Origin of the sequence: Ramlibacter sp., from assembly GCF_050250995.1 — a bacterium.
GTDB lineage: Bacteria > Pseudomonadota > Gammaproteobacteria > Burkholderiales > Burkholderiaceae_C > Ramlibacter.
Window position 1 is genome coordinate 44,750 of record NZ_JBFWNP010000033.1, and the last position, 17,157, is coordinate 61,906.

General features: G+C 68.7%; 15 protein-coding genes. 6 read left to right on the top strand and 9 right to left on the bottom strand.

Annotated elements, in window-relative coordinates; genetic code table 11:
* The first annotated feature begins 86 nt into the window (after positions 1-86).
* Positions 87-1,868, top strand: a complete 1,782-nt coding sequence (locus tag AB7E83_RS19215; RefSeq protein ID WP_428572335.1) for a gamma-glutamyltransferase family protein — start codon at positions 87-89, stop codon at positions 1,866-1,868.
* Here the strand turns inward: AB7E83_RS19215 and AB7E83_RS19220 are convergent.
* Complete coding sequence (locus AB7E83_RS19220; RefSeq protein WP_428572337.1) at positions 1,855-2,742, bottom strand: YihY/virulence factor BrkB family protein; 888 nt, start codon at positions 2,740-2,742, stop codon at positions 1,855-1,857. The genes AB7E83_RS19215 and AB7E83_RS19220 overlap by 14 nt on opposite strands.
* Positions 2,743-2,832: 90 nt before the next feature.
* On the opposite strand from AB7E83_RS19220, the gene AB7E83_RS19225 reads away from it, so the two are divergent.
* The 4 genes from AB7E83_RS19225 (at position 2,833) to AB7E83_RS19240 (ending at position 9,183) form a co-directional block, all read left to right on the top strand.
* A complete protein-coding gene (locus tag AB7E83_RS19225; protein WP_428572339.1) occupies positions 2,833-3,816 on the top strand; it encodes a tripartite tricarboxylate transporter substrate binding protein in 984 nt (327 codons plus the stop codon).
* Positions 3,817-3,893: 77 nt separating this feature from the next.
* Positions 3,894-5,681 carry a DNA primase gene (gene dnaG / locus AB7E83_RS19230; RefSeq protein ID WP_428572341.1) on the top strand — a complete coding sequence of 596 codons (1,788 nt, stop codon included), beginning with the start codon at positions 3,894-3,896 and terminating at the stop codon, positions 5,679-5,681.
* A 266-nt stretch (positions 5,682-5,947) separates the two neighbouring features.
* Positions 5,948-8,356, top strand: coding sequence for an RNA polymerase sigma factor RpoD (gene rpoD / locus AB7E83_RS19235; RefSeq protein WP_428572343.1), 2,409 nt, complete (start codon positions 5,948-5,950; stop codon positions 8,354-8,356).
* Positions 8,357-8,409: 53 nt separating this feature from the next.
* Entirely contained in the window at positions 8,410-9,183 is a 774-nt protein-coding gene (locus AB7E83_RS19240; protein ID WP_428572345.1) for an IclR family transcriptional regulator, read from the top strand.
* Positions 9,184-9,225: 42 nt separating this feature from the next.
* Here AB7E83_RS19240 and AB7E83_RS19245 read toward each other — a convergent pair whose 3' ends face one another.
* The 7 genes from AB7E83_RS19245 to AB7E83_RS19275 are packed head-to-tail and all read right to left on the bottom strand — an operon-like array spanning position 9,226 to position 15,631.
* Positions 9,226-9,471 carry a hypothetical protein gene (locus AB7E83_RS19245; RefSeq protein WP_428572347.1) on the bottom strand — a complete coding sequence of 82 codons (246 nt, stop codon included), beginning with the start codon at positions 9,469-9,471 and terminating at the stop codon, positions 9,226-9,228.
* A 51-nt stretch (positions 9,472-9,522) separates the two neighbouring features.
* Positions 9,523-10,977 carry an aldehyde dehydrogenase gene (locus tag AB7E83_RS19250; protein ID WP_428572349.1) on the bottom strand — a complete coding sequence of 485 codons (1,455 nt, stop codon included), beginning with the start codon at positions 10,975-10,977 and terminating at the stop codon, positions 9,523-9,525.
* Positions 10,977-11,735 carry an ABC transporter ATP-binding protein gene (locus tag AB7E83_RS19255; protein ID WP_428572351.1) on the bottom strand — a complete coding sequence of 253 codons (759 nt, stop codon included), beginning with the start codon at positions 11,733-11,735 and terminating at the stop codon, positions 10,977-10,979. The genes AB7E83_RS19250 and AB7E83_RS19255 overlap by 1 nt, the downstream gene beginning before the upstream one ends.
* Positions 11,735-12,523: an ABC transporter ATP-binding protein gene (locus AB7E83_RS19260; RefSeq protein WP_428572353.1), complete on the bottom strand. Its 789-nt coding sequence runs from the start codon at positions 12,521-12,523 to the stop codon at positions 11,735-11,737. The genes AB7E83_RS19255 and AB7E83_RS19260 overlap by 1 nt, the downstream gene beginning before the upstream one ends.
* Positions 12,516-13,532, bottom strand: coding sequence for a branched-chain amino acid ABC transporter permease (locus tag AB7E83_RS19265; protein WP_428572354.1), 1,017 nt, complete (start codon positions 13,530-13,532; stop codon positions 12,516-12,518). Before AB7E83_RS19265 ends, AB7E83_RS19260 begins: the two co-directional genes overlap by 8 nt.
* Positions 13,529-14,419, bottom strand: coding sequence for a branched-chain amino acid ABC transporter permease (locus AB7E83_RS19270; protein ID WP_428572356.1), 891 nt, complete (start codon positions 14,417-14,419; stop codon positions 13,529-13,531). The genes AB7E83_RS19265 and AB7E83_RS19270 overlap by 4 nt, the downstream gene beginning before the upstream one ends.
* Positions 14,420-15,631, bottom strand: a complete 1,212-nt coding sequence (locus AB7E83_RS19275; RefSeq protein WP_428572358.1) for an amino acid ABC transporter substrate-binding protein — start codon at positions 15,629-15,631, stop codon at positions 14,420-14,422.
* A gap of 157 nt (positions 15,632-15,788) precedes the next feature.
* Here AB7E83_RS19275 and AB7E83_RS19280 point away from each other — a divergent pair, with 157 nt between their 5' ends.
* Positions 15,789-16,730: a helix-turn-helix domain-containing protein gene (locus tag AB7E83_RS19280; RefSeq protein WP_428572359.1), complete on the top strand. Its 942-nt coding sequence runs from the start codon at positions 15,789-15,791 to the stop codon at positions 16,728-16,730.
* A 27-nt stretch (positions 16,731-16,757) separates the two neighbouring features.
* Here the strand turns inward: AB7E83_RS19280 and AB7E83_RS19285 are convergent, their stop codons facing one another.
* On the bottom strand, positions 16,758-17,033 hold the full coding sequence (locus AB7E83_RS19285) for a tripartite tricarboxylate transporter substrate-binding protein (RefSeq protein WP_428572361.1): 276 nt from the start codon (positions 17,031-17,033) through the stop codon (positions 16,758-16,760).
* Between the last annotated feature and the right edge of the window lie 124 nt (positions 17,034-17,157).

Genomic DNA, 17,157 nt, shown 5'->3' on the forward strand with positions numbered 1-17,157 from the left:
AGATCGGGAGCCCGTGATTCCCGCCTGCGCGGGTATGACGGGCAACATGATCCCGGGTTACCGCCTTCGCGGGATCCAGGGCTTCCATGACTTCATTCCGCCTCCTCGCCGCGCTCGCCTGCGCCACGCTGCTCGCCGCGTGCGCCACCGCGCCCCCTCCGCCCACCCAGCCCGAATCCGCCTCGGGCTGGACGCCCAGGCCCGGCTGGGCGACGACGAAATTCGCCGTCGCCGCGGCCAACCCGCTCGCCACCGAGGCGGGCTACCGCATCCTGCGCGCGGGCGGCTCCGCGGTCGACGCCGCCATCGCCGTGCAGATGGTGCTCACGCTCGTCGAGCCGCAATCGAGCGGCATCGGCGGCGGCGCGTTCCTCATGCATTTCGATGGCCGACAGGTCGAAGCCTACGACGGCCGCGAGACCGCGCCCGCCGCCGCGACCGAACAGCTCTTCATGCGCGACGGCAAGCCGATGGGCTTCGACGAGGCGAAGGTGGGCGGTCGAGCCGTCGGCGTGCCCGGCGCGGTGCGCATGCTCGAACTGGCGCATCGCGACCACGGGAAGCTGCCGTGGCCCGCACTCTTCGAGCCGGCGATCCGGCTCGCCAAGGACGGTTTTCCGCTTGGCGCGCGGCTGCGCACGCTGCTCGCGGCCGAGCAACATTTGCGCAAGGACGGCGATGCGGCTGCGTACTTCCTGCAGCCCGACGGCACGCCGCGCGCCGTCGGCAGCACCCTCCGCAATCCCGAACTCGCCAGCGTGCTCCGGCGTATCGCACGCGAAGGCTCGGCGGCGCTGCACGAAGGCGAGCTCGCGCAGGCCATCGTCGACAAGGTGCGCCAGCATCCCACCAACCCCGGCGCATTGACCCTGGCCGACCTGGCCGGCTACCGGCCGATGAAGCGCGCGCCGCTGTGCCACGACTGGCGGGCACGGGGCAAGGACTGGCGCGTCTGCGGCTTTCCGCCGCCCGGCTCCGGCGCGATCGCCATCGGGCAGATCCTCGGCATGCTGGCGCACACACCCGCGGCGACGCTGCCGCTGCAGCAAGGCCTGCCGTCCGCCGACTGGCTGCATCTCTACACCGACGCGGCGCGCCTCGCCTACGCGGACCGCGGCCAGTACGTCGCGGACCCCGACTTCGTCCCCGCGCCCGCCGGAGACTGGGCGAGCCTGCTCGCCCCCGCTTATCTCGCCGAGCGTGCGAAGCAGATCCAGCCGCGCGGGCCGAGCCTGAAGCAGGCGCAACCCGGCACGCCCGGCGCCGCGTCCGCCTCCTCGTCGTTCGCCCCCATGCCCGAGCAGATCGAACACGGCACCTCGCACATCAGCGTCGTCGACGCCGAAGGCAAGGCCGTTGCGATGACGACGACGATCGAGGACGCCTTCGGCTCGCGCCAGTTCGTGCGCGGCTTCCTGCTCAACAATCAGCTCACCGACTTCAGCTTCGCGCCGGCCGACGCGCAGGGCCGGCCCATCGCCAACCGCGTCCAGGCCGGCAAGCGGCCGCGCTCCTCGATGTCGCCCACGCTCGTGTTCGACAAGGCGTCGGGGCAGCTCGTCTTCACCGGCGGCAGCCCGGGCGGCGCGCAGATCATCCACTACACCGCGAAGGCGCTTTACGGCGTGTTCGCCTGGGGACTGGATGCGCAGCGCGCGATCGACCTGCCGAACTTCGGCTCCAACAACGGGCCGACATCGTTGGAGGCGGGGAAGTTTCCGCCAGCCACGGTGCAAGCACTGCGGAGTCGCGGCGCGGAAGTCCGCGAGCAGGACATGACGAGCGGGCTGCAAGGCATCCAGCGCACGCAGCGCGGCTGGTTCGGCGGCGCCGACCCGCGCCGCGAAGGCATCGTCATGGGCGACTGACCGCGCCCGCGGGCGTGCGGCTGATCCGCTCATACTCCGAAATCACCTGCGCGCCCAGCAGCAGCAGCCCCGCGGCGATCTCGAGGCTGAAGAGCACGACGATCGCCGTGGTGAGCGAGCCATAGACCACGCTCACCTGCGACAGCGTGCTGAAGTACCACACGAGGACGTGCCGCGTCACTTCCCACAGCAGCGCGGCCGTCGCGCCGCCCAGCAGCGCATGCCGCCACGACAGGCGGCCCACCGGCATCACCATGTACACCGACGACAGCAGCACGATCTCGCCGATCAGGCCGAGCAGGTAGAGCAGCACGCCCGAGACGCCCTTGAGCGACCACTCGAAGCCGAGGAAGAACAGCATGCGGTCGCCCATCGTCTCGAGCATGCCGGCCACGATCGTCATCACGAGCAGGCCGAACGCCAGGCACACGATGTAGCAATAGGGCAGCAGCGCCGAGACGAGGAAGTGCCGTCTGCGCACGGCGAAGCGATGCAGGAAGATCACGGACATCGCCTTTTCCAGCACGGTGAAGGCGAGCGAGCTGAAGAACAGCATGGTGAGCAGCAGCACCCAACCGATCACGCCGCGGTGGGTGACGAAGCTGGACAGCTCCGCGACCACCGCGCGCGACTGCCCCGGCATCACCCATTCGAGGTAACGGCCCAGCGTTTCGAGCAGTTCGCGCTGGTCGACCACATGCGACAGCGCGATGACGGCGAGGATCAGAAGCGGCACCACCGACAGCAGCGCGTAGTACGCGACGGCGCCCGCGAGGAGCAGGCCCTGGTTCTTCTTGAAGCCCGCGAGCACCTGCCTGGCGAACGCGGCGGGGCTCGCCAGCACATGGGCGGCGGCGGGGCTGATGACGCGCATGTGACGAGTATGCCCGTCCTCTTCGGATTTACCCGGTGGCCGAGTCGCCATCGACGCCCTAGATTGGCGCGAATCCCAAGGAGACCGCCCATGTCGTTATTCCGCCCCGACCGCCGCCGCTTCGTGCGCGCGGCCGCCGCCTCGTCGGCCGCCATCGCGCTGCCGTCGCTGTCGTTCGCGCAGTCGTATCCGACGCGGCCGGTGAAGCTCATCTGTCCGTGGCCCGCGGGCGGTTCGACCGATGCGGTGATGCGCGCGCTCGGCGAAAGCGCGAGCAAGCACCTCGGCCAGCAGATCGTGATCGACAACAAGCCCGGCGCGGGCGGCCTGCTCGGCGCGAACGAGCTCGCGAACGCGCGGCCCGACGGCTACACGCTGAGCCAGATCCCGCATGGCGTCTTCCGCATCCCGCACATGCAGAAGGTGCAGTTCGATGCCATGAAGGACTTCACCTGGATCGTCTGCCTCACCGGCTACACCTTCGGCCTGGTCGTCCCCGCCGATTCCCCGATCAAGTCGGTGAAGGACCTCGTCGACTACGCGAAGGCCAACCCCGGAAAGTTCAGCTACGGCTCCACCGGCACCGGCACCAGCCCGCACCTCGCGGTGGAGGAATTCGCGCAGCGCGCCGGCATCCGGCTCACGCACGTGCCCTTCAAGGGCAACGCGGAAAACATGCAGGCCATCCTGGGCGGCCACATCATGGGCGCGAGCGACGCGACGGGCTGGGGCCCGCACGTGGACGCCGGCAAGCTGCGCCTGATCGCCACCTACGGCAGCAAGCGCACGAAGCGCTGGCCGAACGTGCCGACGCTCAACGAGCTCGGCTACAAGACCGTGTCCGACTCGCCCTTCGGCGTCTGCGGTCCGAAGGGCATGGATGCGGCCGTGGTTCGCGCCATCCACGATGCGTTCAAGAAGACGCTCGACGATCCGGCGGTGATCGCGAGCTTCGACAAGTACGACCAGAGCGTGATCTACATGGACACCTCGACGTATACGAAGTGGGCGGCCGAGACCTACGCGGCGGAGAAGGCGACGATCGAGCGGCTGGGCATGGCGGCGAAGACCTGAGGACCTCGCCCCGACCCTCTCCCGCGCGCGGGAGAGGGGGGCATCGGCGTTTCTTGTAGGCTCGGTGGTTTCCCGCCATGGCCATTCCGCAAAACTTCATCCAGGAGCTGCTCTCGCGCGCCGACGTGGTGGAGATCGTCGGGCGCTACGTGCAGCTCAAGAAGGGCGGCGCCAATTACATGGGGCTGTGCCCCTTCCACGGCGAGAAGTCGCCCTCGTTCAGCGTGAGCCCGTCCAAGCAGTTCTATCACTGCTTCGGCTGCGGCAAGAACGGCAACGCCATCGGCTTCCTCATGGACTATGCGGGCATGGGCTTCGTGGAGGCCGTGAAGGACCTCGCGGGCCAGTACGGCATGCAGGTGCCGGAGGACGAGCGCTCGCCCGCCGACCGCGAACGCGCCGCGCAGGATCGCCAGAAGCAGGCCACGCTCTCCGACGTGCTCGAGAAGGCCGGCGCCGCCTGGAGGAAGCAGTTGCGGGGTTCGGCCAAGGCGGTCGACTACCTCAAGGGGCGCGGCGTGACGGGCGAAATCGCCAAGGTGTTCGGCCTCGGCTACGCGCCCGAAGGCTGGCGGGGGCTCGCGAGCGTCTTCCCGGACTACGACGACCCGCTGCTCGCGGAAAGCGGCCTCGTGATCGTGAACGACGATGACGGCAAGCGCTACGACCGCTTCCGCGACCGCGTGATGTTCCCCATCCGCAACGTGAAGGGCGAATGCATCGGCTTCGGCGGCCGCGTGCTCGGCGACGAGAAGCCGAAGTACCTCAACTCGCCCGAGACGCCCATCTTCAGCAAGGGCCGCGAGCTGTACGGCCTGTTCGAGGCGCGCAACGCGCTGCGCGAACACGGCTACGTGCTGGTCACCGAGGGCTACATGGACGTCGTCGCCCTCGCCCAGCTCGGTTTTCCGAATGCGGTGGCGACGCTGGGCACGGCCTGCACGACCGACCACGTGCAGAAGCTCTTCCGCTTCACCGACAGCGTCGTCTTCAGCTTCGACGGCGACGCGGCCGGCCGCCGCGCCGCGCGCAAGGCGCTCGATGGGGCCCTGCCCTATGCCACCGACGTGCGAACGGTGAAGTTCCTGTTTCTTCCGGCCGAGCACGACCCCGACACCTTCATACGCGAGTTCGGCCAGGACGCTTTTGCGCGCTACGTCCACGATGCCACGCCGCTGTCGCGCTTTCTCGTCGAGGTCGCGCGCGAGGGCTGCGACCTCGCGACGGCGGAGGGACGGGCGCACATGGCGGCGAATGCGAAGCCGATGTGGATGCAGTTGCCCGAGGGCGCGCTGAAGCGGCAATTGCTCACCGAGATCGCCGAACTCGCGCAGCTCGGCCCGCATGAGCTGGGCGAGCTGTGGGGACTCGCACCGGCAGCGCCGCCGCGCCAGAAGTGGCGCCCGCCGGCCCCGCCCGCGGCATCGCGGCCCCGCGTCGCCGGGCGGCAACTTCCCGTGAGTCGCCCCACCCGCGCCCTGCAGATCGTGTTGACCGAGCCGCTGGCCTGGGAGCGGCTGAGCCATGACGACCACCACCTGTTGTGCGAATTGCCGGCGCCGCACGGCCCGATGTTCGCGTGGCTCGACGCGCAGCACCACGACCACGGCGCGCAACCCTGGAGCGCCTTGCGCGAGGCGCTGCGCGGGCATGAACACGAGGACTTCGTGGCCGGCGAGGTGGCGAAACTGCCGCCCGAGATCGAAAGCGATCCGGCCGAGCTCGCGCAGATCCTCGCGCAGGAACGCAAGCTGAGGCAAGCCGAGGAAATGAAGCGCCTGTCGGCCACCGCGGCCACCGATCCGCAGGCCTACGAACGACTCAAGGTGCTGGTGGAAGCGCAAAAAGCGAAGCGCCCGTCTTGATTTCGAACGATGACGATATAATGTAAGGTTGCTGAGGCAAGAGCGACAGCAGCACCTCCGGAACGGCCAGCGCCGCGCAATGCGGGCATCCCCCAACAGGGCAGGCCAATCACCCGCAAGGACTGCACACCAAATGTTCGCCCTCCCATCTTGCCCGGCCGCCGCTCGTGCCTTATTTGCCGAGCCGGTTTCTCGCCCGCGCCGGGTCTTCGTGGCGCATCGTGTGTTTGCAGTTACTGCCGAGTATCCACTCCGAGGTATTTTTCATGCCCGCTGCCAAGTCCGCCGTCGCCGCGAAGACAACTACGAAACCTGTGGCCACGAAGCCGGTCAAACCTTCCACGACTGCGCCTGCCAAGGCTTCGTTGAAGGTCGTGAAGAACGACAAGCCCAGGCATCCCGCCACGCCCGCAACCCAACCCGCCAAATCCGTGCCCGCAACGAAGTCCCCCGCCAAAGCCGAAAAGTCCGAGAAGATCGTCGCCAAGGAAGAGCCGCGCAAAGCCGTCAAGGCGGCCGCGGCCGCCGTCGATGAGCCCCTGAAGAAGAAGCCGGGCCGTCCGCCCAAGTCCGCCTCCGCCGACGGCGAGTCGCCGGCCACCGGCGCGAAGCGCGGCCGCAAGCCCAAGGCGGCGGCCGGCGCCGCGGGCGCGAAGGGCGCGCTCGACGAGGGCGACGTAGACCTGGGCGACGTCGAGGCCGACTTCGTCGACAGCGAACCCGCGGCGGTGGTCGAGGCCCCGGCCGAGAAGGTCAAGCCCCTGCGCATGAAGATCAGCAAGGCGAAGGAACGCGCCTTGATGAAGGAGTTCGGGCTCGACGAGACCATCCTCACCGAAGAGGAAATGCTCAAGCGCCGAGCGCGCCTGAAGGCGCTCATCAAGCTCGGCAAGACGCGCGGCTACCTCACGCACGCGGAAATCACCGACCACCTGCCCGAGAAACTCGTCGACGCCGAGACGCTGGAAGTCGTGGTGTCCATGCTCAACGACATGGGCGTCGCGGTGTACGAGCAAACGCCCGACGCCGAGACGCTGCTGCTGACGAACACCGGACCCACGGCCGCGACGGAAGAGGAAGCCGAAGAGGAAGCCGAGGCCGCGCTCTCCACGGTCGACAGCGAATTCGGCCGCACCACCGACCCCGTGCGCATGTACATGCGCGAGATGGGCACGGTGGAACTCCTCACGCGCGAGGGCGAGATCGAGATCGCCAAGCGCATCGAGGGCGGCCTCATGGCCATGATGGAAGCCATCTCGGCATCGCCCGCCACCATCGCCGAGATCCTGCGCCTGGCCGCGGAGATCCGCGAAGGCAAGATCGTCATCTCGACCATCGTCGACGGCTTCTCCAACCCCAACGAGGCCGACGACTACGTGGCCGAGGAGGACTTCGACGAGTTCGATGCCGACGACGACGACGACGGCTCGGGCGGCTCGAAGGCGCTCACCAAGAAGCTCGAGGAGCTAAAGGCGCAGGCGCTGGAGCGCTTCGACCGCATCGCCGGCCTGTTCGAGAAGGTCCACAGGATCTACGACAAGGAAGGCTGGGGCACGCCGGCCTATCACAAGGCGCAGCACGCCCTGTCGGAGGAGCTGATGACGATCCGCTTCACCGCGAAGACCATCGAGAAGCTGTGCGACATGGTGCGCGGCCAGGTCGACGACGTGCGCAAGAAGGAGCGCGAACTGCGCCGCATCATCGTCGACAAGTGCGGCATGCCGCAGGAGGTCTTCGTGCGCGACTTCCCGCCCAACCTGCTGCAGCTGAAGTGGGTGGAGAAGCAGGCCGCCGCCGGCAAGCCCTGGAGCACGATCATCGCGCGCAACGTGCCCGCGATCCAGGAGCTCCAGCAGAAGCTGATGGACCTGCAGTCGCGCGTCGTCGTGCCGCTGGCCGAGCTGAAGGAAATCAACAAGCGCATGAACGAGGGCGAAGCGTCCTCGCGCGACGCCAAGAAGGAGATGATCGAGGCCAACCTGCGGCTCGTGATCTCCATCGCCAAGAAGTACACCAACCGCGGCCTGCAGTTCCTCGACCTGATCCAGGAGGGCAACATCGGCCTGATGAAGGCGGTCGACAAGTTCGAATACCGTCGCGGCTACAAGTTCTCGACCTACGCGACGTGGTGGATCCGCCAGGCCATCACCCGCTCCATCGCCGACCAGGCGCGCACGATCCGCATCCCGGTCCACATGATCGAGACGATCAACAAGATGAACCGCATCTCGCGGCAGCATCTGCAGGAGTTCGGCTTCGAGCCCGATGCGTCGATCCTCGCGGCGAAGATGGAGATCCCCGAGGACAAGATCCGCAAGATCATGAAGATCGCGAAGGAGCCGATCTCCATGGAGACGCCGATCGGCGACGACGACGATTCACACCTTGGCGATTTCATCGAGGACACCGGCAACACCGCGCCGATCGAAGCCGCCATGCAGGCCGGCCTGCGCGACGTGGTGAAGGACATCCTCGACAGCCTCACCCCGCGCGAGGCGAAGGTGCTGCGCATGCGCTTCGGCATCGAAATGTCGACCGACCACACGCTGGAGGAAGTCGGCAAGCAGTTCGACGTCACCCGTGAGCGCATCCGCCAGATCGAAGCCAAGGCGCTGCGCAAGCTGAAGCATCCGAGCCGCTCGGACAAGCTGCGGTCGTTCATCGACACGCTCTGACCGGAATGCGGCCCCTCGGGGCCGCATCTCTTTTGTGCGCCACAATGCGGCACATGAAAGAGGACGGCAAGCGGACCGGCACCCAGACGATCGAGCGCGTGGCGCTCCTCCTGCGCGAACTCGCCGTGCGCGGTTCCACGGGCTGGGCGGGACGCAACCTCGCCCAGCATTGCGGGCTGCAACCCTCCACGGCGCACCGCATCCTCCAGGGCCTGGTGCGCGAAGGCTTCGTCCAGCAACGCGCCTCGGACGCGCGCTATTTCATCGGTCCCTTCAACTTCGAACTGGGCCTGACCGTCCCCGGCCGCCTCGAACTGCTGGAGGCGGCGCCGGCGGTGCTGCGCCGCCTGGCGCGCGCGCTGCCGAACGTCACCACGGTGCTGTTCCTGCGCAGCGGCAACGAATGCGTCTGCACGGGGAGGGGCGGCGCTTACGCGAGAGCGGCGACGCTCACGAGGGTGGGCCAGCGAGTGCCAGCTCTGGCGCTGGCGAGCGGCATCGCCATCGTCGCGCACCTGCCCGAAGCCGAGGCGCGGGCCGCGTGGGACTATGCGCGCAAGAAAGGGGCACACCTGGGCGACGCGCACTTCGCCCAGCTGCGCGAGATGCTGAAATCGGCCCGGCGGGACGGCTACGTCGTCAGCGAAGGTGTTCTCTGGCAGACCGTCAACTCGATCGCCGTTCCGTTCGGACCGTCGAATTCGCCCATTGGCGCCGTCGCGATATCGTCTCGCTCGGCGGACACCTCGCCGGCGGCGCTGCTGGGTGCCCTGCCGGAACTACGGTTCGCCGCCGAGAAGTTGGCCGCGCATGCGGCATGGGAATGAAGGCCCGGGGCTTCGCTGCTGGATGTCACGGGCCTCGCCTGGCTACGCCCGCGACGACCGCACCATGCCGCGGCCCACGCGATACAGGAGCCACATCAACAGGCAGGCGATGGGTGTGATCGCCAGGAAGGCGGCCATCTCGCCGCAGGCTTCCCTGCCGCTCGTGCCGATGCAGCCCATGCCGTAGACCGAGGCGAAAGCGAGCCCCACCACGGCGCACCATGCCAGCCCGAGGCCGGCGCCGATGGCGATGGCGTAGCCCAGAAAGGTTTTCGTGCCGCGTTGCATGCGGCAGAAGAATACCAGCAGCGGGTCGCCTCGGCCAGCCGGGCGCACCCCTCAGAACGGATAGTGCCGCGGCGTCGTCTGAACGGTGATCCAGCGCAACTCGGTGAATTCGTGGATGCCGGCGCGCCCGCCGAAGCGGCCCATGCCGGAGCCCTTCACGCCGCCGAAGGGCATCTGCGCCTCGTCATGGACCGTCGGGGCATTCACGTGGCAGATGCCGGAATCGATCCGGCGAGCGACGTTGAACGCGCGGGCGATGTCGCGGCCGAACACCGCGGCCGACAGCCCGTACTCGTTGTCGTTCGCGCAGGCGATGGCCTCCTCGACGCCGCGCACGCGCACGATCGGCTTCACCGGACCGAAACTCTCCTCGTGATAGATGCGCATCGCAGGCGTCACGTGGTCCAGCACCGTCGCCGGCATCAGCGTGCTGTCCGCCTTGCCGCCGCACACCACCTTCGCCCCCTTCGCCACCGCATCGTCGAGCAGCGCATTGCAATGCTCCACCGTGCTCATGCCGATCACGCTGCCCAGCACCACGGGCTCCGGCTTGCGCGGGTCGCCGACGGGCAGACCCTTCGCCTTCGCCGCGAACTTGCGCGCGAACTCGTCGGCCACTTTCTCGTCGACCACGATGCGCTCCGTGCTCATGCAGATCTGTCCGCTGTTGGCGAAGCAGCCGAAGGCGGCGGCATTCACGGCGTCGTCGAGGTCCGCGTCGTCCAGGATCACGAGCGGCGCCTTGCCGCCCAGTTCGAGCACCGCGGGCTTCAGGTACTTCGCGCACGTGAGCGCGATCAGCCGGCCCACGCGCGTGGAGCCCGTGAAGTTCACGCGGCGCACGGCCGGATGCGCGACGATCGCTTCGACGACCGCCCCCGCATCCGCCGGCGCATTGGTGATGTAGTTCACCACGCCCGCGGGAAATCCGGCGTCGGCGAACGACTCCACGATCAGCTGGTGCGTGCGCGGACAGTTCTCGCTGCCCTTGAGGATCACGGTGTTGCCGCACGCGAGCGGCGTCGCGATGGCGCGCACGCCGAGGATGATCGGCGCATTCCACGGCGCGATGCCCAGCACCACGCCAGCGGGTTGTCGTACGCCCATCGCCAGCGAACCGGGCACGTCGGAGGGAATGACCTCGCCCGCGATCTGCGTCGTGAGCGACGCGGCCTCGCGGATCATCCCGGCGGCGAGCATCACGTTGAAGCCGGCCCACATGCCGGTGGCGCCCGTCTCGGCGGCGACCGCCTCCACGAATTGCGGCAGCTTCGCTTCGAGCTTCTCCGCCGCCTTCAGCAGCAGGGTGCGGCGCTCGCCCGGCCCCGTCTCGCTCCAGGTCTTGAAGGCCTCGGCCGCCGCATCGGCGGCCATGCGCGCATCGGCCGCCGACGCGGCAGGCGCGCGCGTCGCGACGGTGCCGTCGAGCGGGTTGCGACGCTCGAAGGTGGCGTTCTTCTCCGCCGTGACCTTCAGGCCGTTGATCAACATCGAGAGGTCGGACATCAGGTGCTCCTCGGGGCGTTGCCCAGGTAGGTTTCATGGATGACGCTCGAGCGCGCGAGCAATGCGGCGGGGCCGCTCGCCACCAGCGAGCCGCGTTCCAGCACGTAGCCTCGGTCGGCGACCGCGAGCGCCTTCTTCACGTTCTGCTCCACCATCAGCACGGTCGTGCCCGCGTCGGCGATGCGCCGAGCAATGGCGAGCAATTCGTCCACCATGCGCGGCGCGAGGCCGAGCGACGGCTCGTCGAGCATCAGCAGGCGCGGCGAACTCACCATCGCGCGCGCGACGGCCACCATCTGCTGCTCGCCGCCGCTCATGGTGCCGGCGAGCTGTGCGCGACGCTCGCGCAGCTTGGGGAAGTCGTTCAGCACGCCTTCGATCCGTTCGGCCCGCTGCGGCTTCGTCAGCAGCCAGCCGCCGAGCTCGAGGTTGTCGTCCACCGTCATCTGGCCGAAGAGCTGCCGCCCTTCGGGCACGAGCGCGATGCCGCGCTGCACGATCTCGTGGGTCTTCTCCGGCAGTTCCTCGCCGTCGAGCAGCACCTCGCCGCCGCGCGGAATCAATCCCGTCAACGCACGCAGGAGCGTCGTCTTGCCGGCGCCGTTGGGGCCGAGGATGACGGTGAGCCCCGGCTTGACCTCGAAGCTCACGTCGCGCAACACCGGCAGCGGACCGTAGCCCGCGCTCAGGCCGATCACGCGCAGGCGCGCGCGCCGCGTCGCGACGCCGTGCTCGAAGGGCGTGTCGCTGTGCCACATCACGCGGGCTCCTTCGCGTCGTCCATCTCGTCGCCGAGATAGGCCTCGACCACCTCGGGGTCGCGCATGACCTCCGCGGGCGTGCCGTCCGCGATCTTGCGGCCCTGGTGGAGCACGATCACGCGCTCCACGTGCTTCAGCAGCACGCGCACCGCGTGTTCGATCCACACGACGGTGAGATCGAGCTCGTCGCGCAGCCGGCGGATCAGGCGCGCCATCTCCTCGATCTCCGCTTCGGTGAGGCCCGCCGCCACCTCGTCCAGCAGCAGAAGCCGCGGACGCGTGGAGATCGCCATGCCGATCTCCAGCAGGCGCTGCTGCGAGGGCGTGAGCGCGGCCGCCGGCAACTCCGCCTGCGACGCCAGGCCGATCAGCTGCAGGATGCGCGGCGCATCGCGCAGCACCCAGGGCACGCCGGTCTCGTCGCCCCACAGCCAGTACTTGCGCGGGCGCCGTCCGGCGAACTTCAGGCCGAACTCGACGTTGGCGAGCACGGGCAGGTCCGCAAAGACGCGCGGGGTCTGGAACGTGCGCGCGAGTCCGCTCGCCGCGTAGCGATGCGGGCCACGCCCCGTGAGTTCGCGTCCCCCGACGAACAACGCGCCGGACGTGGGCTGCTGCACGCCCGAGATCGCGTTGAAGAACGTCGTCTTGCCCGCTCCGTTCGGGCCGATGATGCCGACCAGCTCGCCCGCGCGGAACGAGGCCGACACCTCGTCCACGGCCACCAGGCCGCCGAATCGCACGGAGACCTTGCGCGCCTCGAGAATCGCCGCGCCCTCAGACAAGACGCCGCTCCCGCGCGCGCCGCTTGTCGCGCGCCTTGTCGCCGCTCCACTCGTAGCGTCGCTCTCTCCCCCATGCCTTGCCGCTGGTCCACCACGACCGGAACGTCTCCCACCGCAGCGAGGCGAGTCCGCCCGGCAGGTACAGCACGCACAGGATCAGCAGCAGGCCCAGCGTCATCATGTAGACCTGCGGCGCGGACAGGCGCAGCGTCTCGGCCAGCAGGCTGAACACGATGGCGGCGATGAGCGGCCCCCACAGCGTGAGCGCGCCGCCGATCAGCGCGATCAGCACCGTCTGGAAACCGATGAAGGGATTGAACACCGTCGGCGGATCGATGTAGGTCCAGCGCACCGACATGGCCGCGCCCACCGCCCCCGCGAACGCCGCGGTCATCGCGAAGCCCGCGAGCTTCGCCCAGCGCGTGTTCACGCCCAGGGTCTGCGCGCGCTGCTCGTCCGCGCCGATGCCGGCCCAGGCGAGGCCGAGCCGCGTGCGGCGCACGACGATGGACACACCGACCGCGGCGACGGCCAGCAGCAGCACCGTGAGGTAGATCGTGTCGCGCTCGGGCACGACCGTCAGCACGCGGCCCACCGTGCCGGTCACGCTCTTCTCGAAATACTGGATCGCGTGGCGGATCAGCTCCGTCATGCCGAAGGTCAGCACGGCGAAGTACGTGCCGCGCAGGTGCAGCACCGCCGCACCCATGACGACGGCGACGGCGGCGGCGATGCCCGCACCCAGCGCGATGGCCTGCCACCACGGCATCGTTTCCAGCGACAGCGCGCTCGCGTACGCGCCGATGCCGAAGAACGCCGAGGTCGCGAGCGAGAGATAGCGCGTCGTGCCGCAGAACAGCGCCCAGCTCGACGACAGCGCCACGTACATCAGGCAGGTGAGCGCGAGCGACACCACGAATTCGCTGCCCCAGTACGGCAGCGCGAGCGCCCAGCCCGCGAGGCCGAAAAGCACGATCAGGTCGCGCACGAGCAACTGGCGCGAACTCATGCCTTCCTCGTCTTCCGCGTGAAGAGTCCCTCGGGCCGCAGCAGCAGCACGCCGATGAAGACGACGTACGACAGCAGCGCCTTGAGCGAAGGATTGGTGAAGTGCATGCCCAGCGCCTCGATCACGCCCAGCAGGAGCCCGCCCGCGAGCGCGCCGGCCATGCTGCCGAAGCCGCCGAGCGTGATGACGATCAGCGCGGTCACGGTGTAGGGCTCGCCCATCGAGGGCGAGATGGTGTAGGCCATCGACAGCAAGGCCCCCGCGATGCCCGACAGGCCCAGCCCGATGCCGAACATCAGCGGATGCAGCATGCGCGTGTTGATCCCCATCAGCTGCGCGCCGACCGGCGACTGCATGAGCGCGCGCACGCCCTTGCCGAGCAGCGTCATGCGCAGGAGCGCGATCATCGCCCCCGCGAAGACGAGCGCGAGGAAGAACACGAGCAGCTTGTTCGCCGCGAACTGCGCGCCGCCCATCTTCACCGGCTCGGTGAGGTAGTCGTAGCCGCGCAGGTCGCCGCCCCACATCCAGTTGACGAAGTTCTGCACGAGGAACATGAGGCCGAAGGCGACCATGAGCCCGCGCGCCTCGAAGACATCGAGGTTGGGCGAGGTCGCGGTAAGGCGCCGGAAGCAGAGGAAGTGGATGCCCATGCCCAGCGCCATCAGGACCGCGAAGGACAGCGGCACCATGAGCAGCGGCGACACGCCGAACTTCACCTGCATCATCCACGTGAGGTACGCGCCCACCATCAGGAACTCGCCGTGCGCGATGTTCAGGATGCGCATCAACCCGTACTGCAGGTTGAGGCCGAGCGCGACGAGCGCGTAGATGCCGCCGGTGATGAGACCGGAGAAAAGCAGTTCGATCCAGGCGCCGGGGGACACTCAGCGCCACGCCGGCTTGGCCGGATTCAGCTTCGCGGTCGCGAGCTTCTGCGGCCACACGACCTCGAACTCGCCGTTTTGCCACTGGCTCACCGTGCCCGGCGTCGCGGTGTTCTCGCTGCCGGTGAATTTCACGTCACCAATGATCGTCTTGTGCGTGGTGTTCGCGATGTAGTCGCGCATCGCCTTGCGGTCCAGCCCCACCTGCCTGCAGGCGTTCGTGAGGATCTCGAGCCCCGCCCAGCAGTGGCCGCTCGCCCAGCGGTCCGGCTCCTTGCCGCCGAACTTCTTCGTGTGCGCATCGAAGTACGCCTTCGCGCCCGGGCTCGTCTTCGCGTTCCACGAACCCATGCCCAGCACGCCCTCGGTGCCCGCAGGCGTCATCACGTTGCGATAGAGCTGGAACGCGGTGCCCACCGACGCATAGAAGAACTTCGGGTTGAAGCCGACCTCCTTCGCCTGCCGCGACGCGAGGATCGTGTCGGGCGGATAGGTGAAGCCGATGAACGCGTCGGGGTTCTTGTCCTTGATCGAGCGCAGCACCGGCCCGAGGTCCTTCACGCCGCCGGGATAGCTCGTCTCCTGCACGAGCGAGATGCCGCTGCCCGCCATCGCGACCTTCAGCGCCGCGTAGTTCTCCAGGCCGAAGAGGTCGTCGACGTACACCACGGCCGCGGTCTTCGCACCGTTCGCCTTGAGCATGTCCACCAGCGCATCGCACATCGGCTTGGGCTGCTGCAGCAACAGGAAGAAGTACGGCAGCTTCATCTCCACCAGCCGGCGCGACAGCGCGGTGGGCGCGAGGAAGGGATAGCCATGCCGGTTGGCGAGCGGCGCCACGGCGAAGTTGGCATTGCTGCCCCAGGGCGGCAGCACGATGTCGACCTTGTCGCTGCCCATCAGCTTCTCGTAGGTGCGGACCACGGTTTCGACTTCGCTGCGGTCGTCCGACGAGATCAGCTCGATCGGCCGCCGTGCGCCCTTGATGTCGAGCCCGCCCGCGGCGTTCTGCTGCTCCGCCCACAGCAGGTAATTGGGCTCCTGGCTCACCTGCGCCCCGCCCGTCCACGGCCCGGTGCGCGCCATGGCGTAGCCGACGCGCACGGGGCGCGCCTGGGCGATCAGCTGCGGCGCGACGGCCATCGCGCCCACGGCGGCGGCGGCGCCGCGCACGAAGCGGCGGCGGTTGGGGTTCACGTTGCTTCGGGCCATGGCGTTGTCTCCTCGTTGGAAGGTGGTGCCGCGATGGTAGGAAATCCCGTCGTGCCGCGCTGTGCCGCACGCGCAGAAATGGCTTGCCTGCGCGTGCATGCGGCTAGTGGTTTTCCCTCAGGGCGCGCGCGGGTCGCCGCCCATAATCGACCGGACCATGGCCGACTCCACCGTCCTCAGCACCGACGCCGTTGCCGCGCGCGACCGGGCGCCGCAGTGGTGCGAGTGGATCTGGCAGCATTTCGGCGGGCTGCGCTCCGACCTGTACGGCGACACCGAATTCGACGGCCACATCGCCGCCACCCGCGCGGGCGACGTGATCCTCACCCGCCTCGAAGCGGACCGCCACCGCGTGCTGCGCACCCCGGACATGGCGCGCACGAGCGAAACCGGCTACCTGAAGATCGTCGCCCCCTGGCAGGGCAGCGCCGTGGTGCAGCAGGAAGGCCGCGAGGCCTGCGCGCGAGACGGCGCCTGGGTGATCTACGACACGACCGGCAGCTACGAGATCGCCAACCCCGAGCGCGTCGACCACCTGATCGTGATGGTGCCGCACGAGTCCGTGGGCGAACGCAGCCTGCGCGTCGGCGATGCGATGGCGCGCCGCTTCGGCGCGAACGGCATCTCGCGCGTGGCGCTGGAGACGATGCGCAACACCTACCTGGAGCTGCCCCACATGAGCGAGTCGGCCGCGCGCGGCGCGGGCGAACTCATCACGCGGCTCGTGCAGCTTTCCCTGATGGAGGCGACGGGGCAGGAAACGGCGTTGACGCAGCGCGAGGCTCTGCGCGACCGCATCCGCGCGTACGTGCAGCAGCACCTGCGCGATTCGGCCCTGTCCGCCGACTCCATCGCCGCCGCGCTGAACTGCAGCCGGCGCCACCTGTACAACGCGTTCGCGGGCGAAGGCGAGTCGATCGCGGCCTACATCCAGCGGCAGCGGCTGCAAGCCTGCGTGCGCGAGCTGCAGCAAGCGTCTGCGCAGCGGCCGATCACCGACATCGCGCTGTCGTGGGGCTTCGGCAATCCCTCGCATTTCAGCCGCGTGTTCCGCGACCACACGGGGAAGAGCCCGAGCGAGTTCCGGCGGGGCGGCTGAAACGCCGCTTCGGGTGCAGGCCGAATCTCAATCCATCTTCGCGCCCGTCTCCTTCACCACCTTGTTCCACTTCACGATCTCCGCGCGGATGAAGGCGCCGAACTCCGCGGGCGTTCCTGCGACCACCTCTCCGCCCTGGGCGGTCAGCCGCGCCTTGCTCTCGGGCGAGGTGAGGCCTGCGGCGATGGCGCGATTGAGCCTTTGCACGACGTCCGGCGGCGTGCCCGCGGGCGCCAGGACGCCATACCAGATCTCACCGGCGTAGCCTGGAAGCACCTCGGCGACGGCTGGCACGTTGGGCAAGTGCCTATTCCACTGATCGCGGGCACCCATTCCACGCGATGGCGGGCAGCGTTCCATCGTGATCGCGGGCAACGTTCCGCCGTGATGGTGGGCAGTCGCGCGTGGCCCGGAGTGACGGTGGAAT